At 44.1% G+C, this 14411-nt stretch carries 9 protein-coding genes; 6 read left to right on the forward strand and 3 right to left on the reverse strand.

Annotation, left to right across the window (positions count from 1 at the left end; genetic code table 11):
- The first annotated feature begins 1009 nt into the window (after nucleotides 1-1009).
- Together AB4238_RS16945 and AB4238_RS16950 are read left to right on the forward strand one after the other, a co-directional pair.
- Entirely contained in the window at nucleotides 1010-1318 is a 309-nt protein-coding gene (locus AB4238_RS16945; protein ID WP_372034498.1) for a hypothetical protein, read from the forward strand.
- A 24-nt stretch (nucleotides 1319-1342) separates the two neighbouring features.
- Nucleotides 1343-2080, forward strand: a complete 738-nt coding sequence (locus tag AB4238_RS16950; protein WP_372034499.1) for a DcaP family trimeric outer membrane transporter — start codon at nucleotides 1343-1345, stop codon at nucleotides 2078-2080.
- 239 nt (nucleotides 2081-2319) lie between these two features.
- On the opposite strand, the gene AB4238_RS16955 is transcribed toward AB4238_RS16950, so the two are convergent.
- Together AB4238_RS16955 and AB4238_RS16960 are read right to left on the reverse strand one after the other, a co-directional pair.
- Nucleotides 2320-2940 (reverse strand): response regulator, encoded by a 621-nt coding sequence (locus AB4238_RS16955; protein WP_372034500.1) that lies wholly within the window; start codon nucleotides 2938-2940, stop codon nucleotides 2320-2322.
- Nucleotides 2937-4376 (reverse strand): cache domain-containing protein, encoded by a 1440-nt coding sequence (locus tag AB4238_RS16960; protein WP_372034501.1) that lies wholly within the window; start codon nucleotides 4374-4376, stop codon nucleotides 2937-2939. Before AB4238_RS16960 ends, AB4238_RS16955 begins: the two co-directional genes overlap by 4 nt.
- Before the next feature lie 980 nt (nucleotides 4377-5356).
- Between AB4238_RS16960 and AB4238_RS16965 the strand changes: the two genes are divergently transcribed.
- The gene (locus AB4238_RS16965; protein WP_372034502.1) at nucleotides 5357-7000 is read left to right on the forward strand and encodes an L-lactate permease; all 1644 of its coding nucleotides are present in this window, start codon (nucleotides 5357-5359) and stop codon (nucleotides 6998-7000) included.
- Between the two features lie 78 nt (nucleotides 7001-7078).
- Nucleotides 7079-9898, forward strand: coding sequence for an FAD-binding and (Fe-S)-binding domain-containing protein (locus tag AB4238_RS16970; protein WP_372034503.1), 2820 nt, complete (start codon nucleotides 7079-7081; stop codon nucleotides 9896-9898).
- Nucleotides 9899-9963: 65 nt separating this feature from the next.
- On the opposite strand, the gene AB4238_RS16975 is transcribed toward AB4238_RS16970, so the two are convergent.
- On the reverse strand, nucleotides 9964-10113 hold the full coding sequence (locus tag AB4238_RS16975) for a hypothetical protein (protein WP_372034504.1): 150 nt from the start codon (nucleotides 10111-10113) through the stop codon (nucleotides 9964-9966).
- 364 nt (nucleotides 10114-10477) lie between these two features.
- Here AB4238_RS16975 and AB4238_RS16980 point away from each other — a divergent pair, with 364 nt between their 5' ends.
- Both AB4238_RS16980 and asnB read left to right on the forward strand, forming a co-directional pair.
- Nucleotides 10478-12124 carry a M28 family metallopeptidase gene (locus AB4238_RS16980; RefSeq protein ID WP_372034505.1) on the forward strand — a complete coding sequence of 549 codons (1647 nt, stop codon included), beginning with the start codon at nucleotides 10478-10480 and terminating at the stop codon, nucleotides 12122-12124.
- Between the two features lie 372 nt (nucleotides 12125-12496).
- Nucleotides 12497-14161 carry an asparagine synthase B gene (gene asnB, locus AB4238_RS16985; protein WP_372034506.1) on the forward strand — a complete coding sequence of 555 codons (1665 nt, stop codon included), beginning with the start codon at nucleotides 12497-12499 and terminating at the stop codon, nucleotides 14159-14161.
- Nucleotides 14162-14411: the final 250 nt, after the last annotated feature.

Here is a 14411-nt window from a genome sequence, read left to right on the forward strand (position 1 = left end):
TGCAATTGGTATTAAATACTCCCACGCTTATACCCGCTGCTATTATCAGTTATTAAAGATGACTATATCGCAAGCATGACTAAGATAATAATAAGACATAACAGGGTCAGTATTTTCTCTAGTCTATTTCCCTTTCTTTTTCGATGCCAGCTAGCTTTATGTCGGCTTTTCATCTCTTCTCCCCAAGTCCTTTTAGGTAGTAAGTTTACTATTGAAACAATACCTTAAAACTCAAATGTATAAACTCATCCCTGAAAACTCAAGCTTTAAAAATGCCTTTAAGGCAAACATCGGCTATCTCAAAATCGCACATTAGCCTACATGATAAAATGTCACCGCGAAGCATCTTAGCTAAAAGCTAATATGGCATATTATTTTTACATTTTTAATCATTAACTCAAGTCTAAACGAGTAAATAGTAATAAAGTCCACCCTCAGACACCAATAGCCAGTCATTTCACTTACAATATCTTGCCTCCTTCAGGTGACGTTAGCATTGCTTCTCCCTGCACCAGCTAACTAACCCAATTGCATTCAAAGTTAGCTTTTAAGCACCATCTACAGATAAAGGAGTTATCTGCATAATTAGCAACCGGATAACGGTGATTCATTTTACTCATTAGTAACCTAGATCTAGACCAAGCCCCAGGTGGCCGTAACAAACCAGACAAGTATTCGCTACAAACTTAATCTACATCATGCTTATTAAACACCCATAATTAACCTCGAACACCAAAGAGAACACATCACAGAAGCAAACTCGCAATCAACTGTATTCATTTATTAAAAATTATTAAAGTCTATTCTAGAACTCTCTAAAATGGGCGATATTTTACAGAATATACAACGCTTTCTACGGGTAAGCCCTTAGTCCCTCTAGGTGCAAATACGGATAAAAAAATCCTTTCTAAAGCCATATGGTTAGCCGCAGACAAACCATAAGTTTGCAGCGGAGCGGCTCTTAGCTCACTCCTCAAAGCAAACAACAACCCTAGATAAAGGCATCTTGATGAATAGAACAACTAAAACAGCATCAGTCGTGGCAGCACTTTTTTCGGCATCTTCTTACGCGGGCTATGAAGTACAAATCGATGAGAACTCTGCATTAACCTTCGGCGGCTATTTCAAAGTCGACTTGCGTAATGTCAATGGCGACCAAGCTTATCGCGACTACTGGATTGGTACCAGTACCAGCGCGCCAGATACCAACCAAACCAGCCTTCAGGCAAAAGAATCACGCTTCAACGTAAAGTTTACCCATGGCGCAGTGACAGGATTTCTAGAATATGATTTCTACGGCGGTGGCGGTAACGCCTAGGTTTCTAACTCCTATACCCCACGTATGCGTCATGCCTTTATCTCATACAAAAACTGGAAACTTGGTCAGACTTGGTCAACCTTTATGCCGTTAGTTTCTATTGCTGATGCACTGGACTTTGGCTGCGCACATGTTGGTCAGGTATTCATTCGCCAAACCCAGATCCGTTACACAAATGGTGGCCTAGAACTGGCACTAGAAAACCCAGCCAACGCTACCGATGCCAACCAAAGCATCCCCGATGCAGTGGCTCGTTATACCTACAAAGGCGATTTTGGCCAAGTAGCCGTTGCCGTGCTGGCACGTACCTTCGATAACAATGGTGTAGCAGGCAATGCCGATGGTACACAGCTTGCCTATAGCGTGAGCGGTAAAGTTTATACCTTTGGTAAAGATGACTTCCGCTTTGCCTATAATGCGGGCGCTGGCGGTCGTTATATTTCTCCGGGTCACAATCCTAGCGACAAGGTCAATACTGATGGCAGTGGTGATCTACTCACAACCCAGGCCTATACCCTCGCTTATCGACACTTCTGGAGTGAAGACTGGCGCTCTAGTATTTATTACGGCCACGCTGAAGTTGAAGACTTTAACGGTGTGAATGCCGATTCAGATCGTAACCACTACGCTATTAACTTGATTAAGCAGCTCAATAAGCAACTCAGTGTTGGAGTTGAAGTGGGTAACTATGATGCTGATATCTCTGCCACTAACAGTGCCAATTCTAATTACATTCAGCTTTCAGCCAAGTATGTGCTTTAACCTAAGCTCGTTAGCCAAAAGTTAAGCAATATGCCGAGCATGCATGCGTCATTTAGCAGTGAGGCAATAGTAACAAACCATTCAGTGCAATGAATGGCTTTGCCATTTTGAATATTCATATTAAGAAAAAACGATTAGCATGCCTTAAGAAGGCAAATCTATGATGTTTCACCCGAAGCTTAACCCTACTTCGGGTGTTTTTAATGACTGCAGCTATATAAAAAATCACCTAAATCGTCTTAACGGTCCAAACCATGGTCGATAGCATAACGCACCAAACCCGCCGTACTGTCTATCATCAGTTTTTGTTTAATATTACGCTTGTGGGTTTCGACCGTGCGCACACTCACATCCATCTCTTGTGCAATACGTTTATTATTCATCCCAAGCGATATTAACCTTAACACCAACTGCTCCCGCTGGGTGACTAGGACTTGCTTGCCACTGGCAAGTTCCTGGGACAAAGTATTTATGACATCAGCACTGAAATAGCGCTTACCAGCGGCTACCTTTTTAATCGCTTCAATCAGTTCTTTGCCGGGCACATCCTTAAGAATATAGCCATCGGCACCGTAGCGCATGGTCGCCATGATATATTCTTTGTTGTCATGCATGCTCAACATCACCACTTTGCATGAAAGCTCCTGCTCTTTAATTAGCTCAAGCAGATACATGCCATCCATTTGTGGCATATTAATATCAGTCAACACCAAATCAATCGGCATTTTATTGAGGATTTCCAATGCCTGTTGGCCATTATCGGCTTCTGCCAACACCTCAATATCACTGTCTAGACTTAAACGATAACGTAACCCCTCACGAAACAAGGGATGATCATCCACCAGAAGTACACGGATCATAACAGGCCTCCAGTAGCACTATCAGCTCGATAACGTAACTCACTTTGAGGAATACGGGCCACCAGCTTCACTCCTTTTCCAATTGTTGAATCTACCTTGAGTTCACCGTTATAGAATTTCACTCTTTCATTCATATTCCTCAAACCTATTCCTTCAAACGGCGTCGATTTGCGCTCAAAACACTCATAGTTAAACCCTTTCCCATCATCGTGGATCTCCAAAGTCAGCCATCCCGGTGTAAGTGCTAGCGATATCAACACATTCTTTGCTTCTGAGTGCCGCTCAATGTTGGTTAGCGACTCTTGTACAATCCGATAAAGCGCACAGCTAAGTTCAGCAGAAAGGATTTTACGTACTGATAACCGCTGCACTTTGACCTCAATCCCCGTGCGTAGGGTGAACTCTCTGCCCAATTCAATTAACGCAGCACCGAGACCATAGTCTTCAAGAATAGCAGGGTGCAACTGATGAGAGATATTACGGATCTCAAGCATAATCTGTCGCGTCAGTGTTATCGATTTTTCCAGATCCTTGGCAGAGTCGTCGCCATACTCCTGTTTTAACTGCGCAGTTTCCATTGCAAATAGCGCCGCTGCAATGGTTTGACTCACCCCATCATGCAGTTCTCTAGAAACCCGTTTACACTCCTCTTCCTGAGTTTGGTAAATCCGCTCGTTGAGTGTTCTAAGCTTAGCATTTGCGAGACGTTTCTCACCAACCCGCATAAAAATGCCACCAATAAATACTGCACTTACCGCCAAAATACCTATCGTTAGTGTCATGAGGGAGGTATAACGAATATGACTACTGATTGAGGTGCTCAATAATGCCGCCTCTTCATTAATATCATCAATATAAACACCTGTACCAAACATCCACTGCCACTGCCCTAACACTTCGGCATAGGCCATTTTCTGGCCTAATTCGCCGTCATTCGAGGGCTGATTGAATAAATAGGTAAGATAGCCGCCGCCTTTCCTAGCGCCTGAGATTAACTCTTGGATAAAGTGAACCCCATTGTCGTCAGCCAGATCTAGCCAGTTTTTACCTACCCGCCATTCTTGGTCGGGCAACACCAGACTTTTACCATTAAGATCGTAAGCAAAGAAGTAACCATTTTTACCAAAACGCATCTCAGCCAGCATAGATTTAACTTCTTGCTCAACATCTTGTTTGTCATCGCTGTTAGTTTTATGGAGGTGCTTAATAGCGACATTGGCAATAGCCAAATAGTTTTTCAGCTCTTCTTTACGGTGATCAATAATGCTTTGCCGATAGACGTCAACCACCTGCTGAGAAAGTTCTCGATACTGCATTTGAGTCACAAACAACACCAGTATCAGAGATAAAATGAGTGGCAGTACGGTAATAAGCTGTAACTTATGATTAATATTCATCGCTAATTGATACTCCGCTATATCAGGGGGAGCCCCCATAAACGGTGGCTATATTAACAGTTAATAAACTTAAAAATCACAGTAATTACCCACCAGTATCAGAGCTAGATCAAAGCAAAGCCAAATAATCTCTCTTGCGAATGACACTGTAAGCGACTCTGACTTTCAACATATTTAGGGGATCTGATTGGATTAATAGCCAGGGTATGTTGCTCTTTCATGGTTGTTTTTACAGCAATTTATTGGCCTTTTGGCATGACTGAGGCTATGTCGTGTGTAGTCATTGTCCACAAAGAGCCTTTAACGCAGAAAAAATGATCAAGAAATGCTGTCCTTTGGATCCGTTTCATTGCTTGTATTCTTTTATGACTAGAATGCGTTATGAGCGCTTCACTTAGCTGGCTAAGCGTCATCGCTCAAGCCTTGCACTGGAAACATTATTCCTTCCGGTAAAGAATCGAACAAAAACTAAGCTCGAAAGATCAACAGACCCTAAGTACCAAACAAATCCCGCTTTACACTGTTAAGAATAATAGCATCCAAATTTGGCCCGGGTTTGAGTGCCACGAGCCCACCTTTTAAGTGCGCTTTGGCAGCCAGTGTTAACAAGGTCCATAGTTAATCGTTACAAAGTTGATCCATATCATGTCAATAACCGCTGAAAGTTCAAGCCATGTACCCCATTAAACTGACCGCTCACACTTTCAACGTAAGGTGCTGAAAATATTAATGTAAACCACAAAACCTCTAAACCACTGGACGACTTATGTGTCGGTATCCCCATAGGCAAATTACCTTTTCTACGTGAAAACCCTTAGTCGCCTTAGGTGCAAACACCGATAAAAAAATCCCCTATAAAGCCATACCATTAACCGCAAGATAAATAGCAAGTTTGTCAGGCATCAGACTCCAAGGTCAGTGCTTGAGGTAGACAGTGCTAACCAACGAGTCAACCGATCCACTATTGGCTAGAAATACTCTAAATAACTCTAAATACAAAAAAGGTAATAAGAGGCCCTATGAATTTAATCCAACTACTCGCGAGTTTAACGCCGGTGATAAGCGTAATGCTGTTTTTAGTATTGCTGAAAATGCCTGCATCACGGGCTATGCCCATTTCAGCTGTTTTGACTGGCCTTGCTGCGGTATTTGTCTGGCAAATGGACACCACCTTCCTTGCAGCATCTGTGGTTGAAGGTTTGCTTGCGGCACTGACCCCCTTAAGTATCATCTTCGGTGCAGTGTTCCTACTTAATACTCTGAAATATTCAGGCGCGATGGATACCATTCGTGCAGGTTTTACCAATATCAGTGCCGATGCCCGTGTACAGGTCATCATTATTTGTTGGTTGTTCGGCTCATTCATTGAAGGCAGTGCTGGTTTCGGTACACCAGCGGCCATCGGCGCACCTTTGCTGGTGTTATTGGGGATCCCTCCGATTGCCGCAGCTGTTGTAGCCTTGATTGCTGACTCGGCCTCGGTATCGTTCGGTGCAATTGGTCTACCAGTGTTATTTGGTATGGAGCAAGGCTTAACTTCTGGTGGCGTTAACATGGCGGCAGAGCAGATTGCTCAACATGGTGGCAGCTTTGCCGATTATGCGCAGTTTATTGCTATGCACATGATCACCATAGATCTGGTGACAGGTACCCTCATCCCACTCGTTATGGTGTCTCTATTAACAGGCTTCTTCGGACGTAACAAATCGTTTGCAGAAGGTTTTGCCATTTGGAAGTTTGCGCTATTTGCCGGGCTCGCATTTACGGTTCCTGCATGGATAATTAACTTCGTTGCAGGTCCTGAGTTCCCTTCAGTTATCGGTGCGCTTGTTGGCATGGCAATTGTTATTCCTGTGGCTAAGAAAGGCATTATGCTGCCTAAAACACCATGGAACGATTTTGCTGAAAACGATGGTCAAAAAGAAACTAAGGTGGCCTCTACAGCTAAGTTCTCGCAAATTGCGGCATGGACTCCATACATCATCATGGCCGCTTTATTAGTGCTATCGCGCGTTATTGCCCCACTAAAAACATGGTTACTGAGTTTTAACATAAAGTGGACTGGCCTACTAGGCACCGAGCTTGGAGCTGGATTTAAGACTTTATATGCACCTGGCGCGTTCTTTATCGCCGTGTGTATCTTAGGTTTCTTCCTGTTCAAAATGAACAAAAAAGCTATCAAACAATCAATCACAGTATCTTGCAGCTCAATGATCCCGACCATTATCTCGCTAGGCGCGTCAGTGCCTATGGTAAAGATCTTTTTAAACTCGGGAACCAACAGCTCTGGACTAGCTTCTATGCCAGTTGCACTAGCCGATACCTTGGCTAGCAGCATGGGAGCAGTTTGGTCTTGGGTAGCACCTATTGTGGGTATTTTCGGAGCCTTTCTCTCTGGAAGCGCCACATTCTCAAACATGATGTTCTCTGGCTTGCAGTATACCGTCGCCGACAGCATTGGCATGAACCAAGCTATGGTACTGGCGCTGCAAGGCATTGGTGCCAACGCCGGTAACATGATGTGTGTGATGAACGTTGTTGCTGCTGCTACCGTTGTGGGTATGGCGGGAAGAGAATCAGAAATTATTCGTAAGACTATGCCGGTCGCCTTGGCCTACGCCATGACTGCGGGCACTATCGCCTTCCTTTGGGGTGGCTTCTAAAAAGTGATAGTCAGTCAATCAGAGCCGCCTATTTCGGCTCTGATTGAGCTTAATAATAACGAGCAAAGAGATATGTCCATGTCGATAAATTATAAAGCTGTAGTCAGTGATTTACGTGAGCAACTAGGTGGGAAGCCGGTAACGGATGAGTACGTTCGTCGCTTCGCTTGGTCAACCGATGCGAGCTACTTCAGAATTGTTCCTGAAGTGGTTGTTCATGCCGAAAATATGGAACAAGTTAAGCGCACTCTAGTGGTTGCCCGTGAGCATAATGCACCAGTAACTTTCCGCGCAGCAGGCACCAGCCTGGCTGGCCAAGCCCTAGGTGAAGGGATATTGCTTATTCTGGGCCATGATGGCTTTAGAAAGATTGAAGTAAGCGAAGATGCTAAACAGATAACCTTAGGCTCTGCCGTCATAGGCTCAGATGCCAACGCAGTATTAGCGCCACTTAACCGTAAAATTGGTCCCGATCCAGCCACTATTGCCTCAGCCATGATTGGTGGTATTGTTGCGAACAACGCCTCAGGTATGTGTTGCGGCACCGCACAAAACAGCTACCAAACCATCGCTTCGACCAAGCTACTGTTTGCCGATGGCACAGAGCTTGACACCGGTTGCAAGAAGTCTAAAGTCGCCTTCTCCAAGTCTCATGGACAAATGCTCGAGCAAGTACACGAGCTGGCACATAAAACACGCCATAATTTAGTGCTGTCTGATAAAATTCGTAAGAAATTCTCAATCAAAAACACTACTGGTTACGGCATTAATGCCCTAATCGATTTTTGCGATCCGTTTGATATCATCAATCACCTAATGGTCGGTATGGAAGGTACATTGGCTTTCATCAACGAAGTCACCTACCACACGGTCAATGAAGCTAAATTTAAAGCGTCAGCGCTAGCTGTATTCCACAATATGGAAGACGCATCTCGCGCCATTCCGCTAATCAATGGCGAAAGTGTCGCAGCTGCAGAACTTCTCGATTGGCCATCGATTAAAGCGGTTACCGGCAAACCAGGTATGCCAGATTGGTTATCAGAACTGCCACCGCTATCGGCTATCCTATTGATTGAATCTCGTGCCGATGACGCCGCTACCTTAGATAGTTACACCAAAGATGTCATCGCCAAGCTGCAAGGGTTTGATTTTCTGCGCCCGATTAGCTTTACCGACGATGCAGCTGTTTATGGCGAATACTGGGCAATGCGTAAAGGCTTATTCCCTATCGTAGCGGGAGAGCGTCCTAAAGGTACCTCCGTTATTATCGAAGATGTGGCGTTCGAGCTTGAACACTTAGCGGGCGCAGCCCATGACATTACCGCATTAATGCACAAATTTGGCTACCCTGAAGGTTGCATCTATGGTCATGCATTAGCCGGTAACTTCCACTTCATCATCACGCCGACCTTCTCTACCAAGGATGATATCGCGAACTTCCATGCCTTTATGGATGAAATCGCCGATATGGTGATCAATAAGTACGACGGCTCAATGAAAGCCGAACACGGTACAGGCCGCGCCGTCGCACCTTATGTTGAGATGGAGTGGGGTCAAGATGCTTATGAGCTAATGAAAAGTATCAAGCAACTGTTTGATCCCCAGGGCATATTAAACCCAGGGGTTATCTTAAACGATGATCCTAAAATCCACGTTAAGAACATCAAACCTTGCCCAGTAGTCGATGACTTTGTTGATAAATGTTTAGAGTGTGGCTTCTGTGAAAAGACCTGCCCAACATCGGCACTCAACCTGACTCCTCGTCAACGTATTGCAACTTTGCGGGAAATTGCTCGTCTGGAGCAAATTGGCGATCACCTTGCAGCCGATAGCATGCGCGCCGCTGCGAAGTACGATGTTATCGACACTTGCGCCGCCTGTCAGCTGTGTACTATTGCCTGCCCTGTCGATAATAAAATGGGCCAGCTTGTACGTAAATTAAGAACCCCAACCATCAGTAGCGGTCAGCAAAAGTTTCTTGATTTTCAGGCCAATAACTTTGGCGCCGTCAATGGCGTGATCAGTGCTGGTTTTGATATGTTGGGTGTGATCCATAAAATAATCGGCAACGGTATCACCGGAACCATGATGAAAGCAGGCCGACTGCTCAGCAGTGAAGTGCCTTACTGGAACCCTTCTTTTCCTAAAGGCGGCAAGCTACCTAAAGTATCAGCGCCAATTCCGGGTCAGGAAACCGTGGTTTACTTCCCTGCATGTGGCGGGCGTACTTTTGGACCGACACCAGTCGATACCGATAAGCGACCACTGCCTGAAGTTGTAGTCACACTGCTGGAGCGTGCTGGCTATAACGTGATCACACCACCTAAGACCCGCGATCTGTGCTGTGGTCAAATGTGGGAGTCAAAGGGAGACTTTAAAAATGCCGATGCAAAACGCCTTGAACTGATCCAAGCGGTGTCTGCGATGACACAAGATGGAAAGTTACCCGTTATCGTTGATGCATTGTCATGTACTAAGCGCACGTTAGCGGGTGATCCAACCCTAACTGAAAAAGTAGAGATAGTGGATCTGGTTCAGTTTATGCACGATAAATTATTGCCAAAACTGACCATTAACAAGAAATCTCATGCAGCGTTGCACCTTGGCTGTAGCGCGAGAACCATGAAGGTTGAACCTATAATGACCGCGATTGCCGATGCTTGTTGTAATCAAGTCATTCGTCCTGCTGGTATCGAATGTTGTGGTTACGCAGGTGAGAAAGGTCTTTATAAACCAGAGATCAACGCCAGCGCATTGCGCAATATTAAGAAGCTGATCCCTGTTGATGTCAGTGAGGGTTATTACGCTAACCGTATGTGTGAAGTGGGTCTAACTGAACATAGTGGCATCCCTTACCGCCATTTAGCTTATCTGCTCGAAGAGTGCAGCCGTGGCTAAGCACCATTAAAAATAGCGACAAAAAAGGGGCTAATTCAGCCCCTTTTTTATGCCTAGAAAAGCCCCTAGTAATTAATCGTGTATTCCACTGCTAAACGACGATCGTAACCTGAGAACTGGTTACGGTATGCTTCCCAAACCACCTCTTTGTTCATTTGCGACACTAACGGCTGATAATCTTCATTCAATAGATTATCGATACCAAAAGTAAACAAACCAATCTTGCCGATGAAAGAATGCGTTTATATATTGAACATTTTGGCTGATATTACAGAAATATCGCGACGAGATGCTGTTTTAAGAGATCAAAGCTCAACTTTATAAAAAGTGACAAAATAGCGAAATAAATTAAAAGCTGATGTATTTCGCTTTAAAACCCTCTAAGTCTGAATGATTAATCTAAAATATCGCTATTTTCACTATAGGCTGGCGCGTTTTCGATACAAGATGCAATATCGAGTAACACTTTCTTCAACCGCTAACTCTTGTCAACATAGGCGCCTTTCCGCCATTATTGCCACCTATAGAACAACAAAATCTCAACACAAAAGTCTAAAACAACAATAACAGGACATATTGATGCGCACTTTGCTTCCAGTCTGTGCACTTGCTCTACTCAGTGCTTGTAGCCAACATACGACAGATGTTGTTACGCCAGAGAAAGTCACCTTTGATGAATCTCGATTTCGCTTAGATATTAAAACCCTTGCGTCAGATGAATTTGAAGGCCGCGCCCCTACAACTAAGGGCGAACAACTAACATTGGATTACCTTAGTAAAGCTTTTGCTGAGATGGGCTTAGACAAGCCAAATGGTAAAGATTACCTACAGGCTGTACCTATGGTGACCTATACCGCTTCAGAACAGCAATCTATTCAGCTAGGTGACATGCAATTACAACATCGTCAAGATGTGGTGATTGGTAGTCGTCATGATGTGAGTAAAGTTGATATTGCTAATGCACCGCTAGTGTTTGTCGGATACGGCATCAACGCACCCGAGTATCAGTGGAATGATTATCAAGATCTCGACATGAGCGGAAAAATAGCGGTAATACTGGTGAACGATCCCGGCTTCGCTCTACCTGAATCAGGAAAGTTTAATGGCAAAGCAATGACCTATTACGGTCGCTGGAGCTACAAGTTTGAAGAAGCGAGTCGTCAAGGTGCCCTAGGCGCAATCATCATTCACGATACCGAACCGGCTTCGTACCCTTGGTCTGTTGTCGAGAACAGCTGGACCGGTGCGCAGCAAGATCTTGTTCGTAGTAAAGATGAGCAAGCGAAATGGATAGAAGTTGAAGGTTGGATGACTCTTGATGTAGCCACTAAGCTCTTTGATAAAGCTGGTCTGTCGCTAAGCACCATATCTGACCGCGCAGCAAGCAGTGCGATTAACATTCCACTCAATCAAACGGCTTCCATTGCATTCGAAAATAAAGCGCAATATGCCAATAGTTATAACGTAATTGCGACCTTACCTGGAGAGAGTCGCAGTGATGAGCACATTCTCTTCACCGCTCACTGGGATCATATTGGTCTAGATCCAAGTAAGAATGGCGATCAGATCTATAATGGCGCACTTGATAACGCATCAGGTACTGCTGGTATTTTAGAAATCGCTCGCCAATTTGCCAAGCAAGCTAAAAATGGCAATCCCCTTGCCCGCTCTGTCACCTTTGTTGCAACGACAGGAGAGGAACAAGGCTTACTCGGCTCACGTTTCTATGCATCTAACCCAATATATCCATTAGACAAAACTGTGGCAGTATTTAATTTAGATAGTACCAATATTTATGGCCGTACCACCGACTACACGATTGTGGGCAAAGGCAAGTCTGAACTCGAAAATTACTTAATCGCCGCAGTCGAGACTCAAAATCGTACCGCCAAGAGTGAAAAGTACCCAGAATCAGGCGGCTTTTTCCGCTCAGATCATTTTAGTTTCGCTAAATACGGTGTACCTGCAGTATTTGCTGGTGGTGGAAGTATTCCTGTTGATGAAGCGACAGCTGAATATAAAGCAATGATGAAACAACAGATGAAAGGGTGTTACCACAGCGTATGTGATGAATATCGAGAAAATTGGGACCTAAGCGGAGCGTTAGAAGACCTAGCTGTCTACTATGATGCCGCAACGGCATTGGGTAATAATAGTGACTGGCCAGGTTATTTCAGCGGCACTGAATTTCACTCATTAAGACCCGCCAAAACCGATAACAACTAAGCTCGCTTTCGTACACAAATAAAAAACGCTCGAAGTTATTTCGGGCGTTTTTTATTTTCTCATGCCAACGAATAATGGTTTTATGTGAAAAATGTCACTTAAGTCACTTAAAACTGCATTCTCTATGATTACTGATACTGCATTGCCGTTTATCCATTAACAGCTAGACTTGAACACCAAAAACTGAACATAAACCAATAAAACCCACATTTTTTTATTTTATTATTATTTTTAAAGTTAAAAAGATGGCAATTTGCTGGCAAAAAACGCTAAAAAACTAACGAATCGCTAATTACCTATTTGATAATGACGAGTTTCAGTGGCAGAGTAATACTCAATTGAGATTAAGACTGACATTTTTTGGAGTGACCTATGTGTTCAATTTTCGCTATTTTAGATATTCAATCAGACTCGACGCCATTGCGCCAAGTCGCACTCGAAATGTCAAAACTACTACGTCATCGCGGGCCGGATTGGTCTGGGATCTATAGCAGTGACAAAGCTATTCTTGCTCACGAACGTTTAGCGATTGTTGATATTGAACACGGCGCTCAGCCATTGCTTAGCCAAGATGAAACTATCGTCTTAGCCGTTAACGGTGAGATCTATAACCACAAAGAGCTTAAAGCTGAACTGGGTGACAAATACAGCTACCAAACCAACTCAGATTGCGAAGTTATCTTAGCGCTCTATCAAGAATATGGCACTGAGTTCTTAGATAAGCTCAACGGCATTTTTGCCTTTGTATTATATGACAAAGCAAAAGACACCTATTTAATCGGTCGCGATCACATGGGGATCATCCCGCTTTATACCGGCAGAGATGCTGAAGGCAATTTCTATATCTCATCTGAAATGAAAGCACTGATGCCGGTCTGTAAAACTGTTGAGACCTTTACTCCGGGTCATTACCTTTCAAGTAAAGTCGGTGAACTAACTCATTATTATCAGCGTGACTGGCGTGAGTTTGCTGCAGTTCAAAGTAACCCAGCCAGCAGTGAAGAGGTGCGTGATGCACTGGAAGCTGCCGTTAAACGTCAGTTGATGTCTGATGTTCCTTATGGCGTACTACTGTCTGGTGGCTTAGATTCATCGGTTATTTCCGCAATAACCCAAACATTTGCTAAGCGACGTATTGAAGATGACGGCGAAACCAGTGCTTGGTGGCCACAACTACACTCTTTTGCTGTCGGCCTTGAAGGCGCGCCAGATCTCATTGCAGCGAAAAAGGTTGCCGATGCAATCGGTACTATTCATCACGAAATCACCTTTACCTTTCAAGATGGCATCGATGCGATTAAAGATGTGATCTACCACCTCGAAACATACGATGTCACCACGATTCGTGCTGCAACGCCTATGTATTTAATGGCGCGAAAAATTAAAGCCATGGGTATTAAAATGGTGTTATCAGGTGAAGGTGCAGATGAGCTATTTGGTGGTTACTTATACTTCCATAAAGCACCCAATGCACAAGCATTCCACGAAGAGTTAGTACGTAAGCTAGATAAGCTACACCTGTTTGATTGCTTACGTGCCAACAAAGCTATGGCTGCTTGGGGACTTGAAGCACGTGTGCCTTTCTTGGACAAAGAGTTTATGGATGTGGCAATGCGCACCAACCCTGAAGCTAAAATGTCAAAAGATGGCAAAATTGAAAAGCATATCCTACGAGAAGCCTTTGAGCATAAATTGCCGAAAGAAGTGGCTTGGCGTCAGAAAGAGCAATTTAGTGATGGTGTGGGCTACTCATGGATTGATGGACTAAAAGATCATGCCGCGGTTAAAGTTGATGATCTGCAGTTGGCCAACGCTAAATTCAGATTCCCATACAACACGCCTGAGACTAAAGAAGGTTATTTCTATCGTACTTTCTTTGAAGAACTATTCCCGCTTGCGAGCGCAGCTGAAACGGTACCAGGTGGTAAATCTGTAGCTTGCTCAACCCCAGAGGCACTCGCTTGGGATGAAAGCTTACAAGGTATTATTGACCCGTCAGGCCGTGCAGTGCAATCAGTCCACGACAGCGCTTACTAACCAAATCAATTTAATCGACTAGTGTTATAAAGCCAGTGGGGATACCCAACTGGCTTTTTATGCATTTTGATTTTATTAGGGAAACACTAAACGAAAGAGTAATGGTAACGATGCCAATTGCCCTAAGTAGTTGACCAGTTCAGAACCCCTCAGCTCTTTCAATTCAAAGCGCATTGATAAAGAAATGGTTATTCCCTTTTAAGCTAATGCAAAGCAGGAGTGGAAAGACTGAGGAGCTCACGTAGTGCGG

It is taken from the genome of Shewanella sp. 10N.286.45.A1 (assembly GCF_041470405.1).
GTDB lineage: Bacteria > Pseudomonadota > Gammaproteobacteria > Enterobacterales > Shewanellaceae > Shewanella.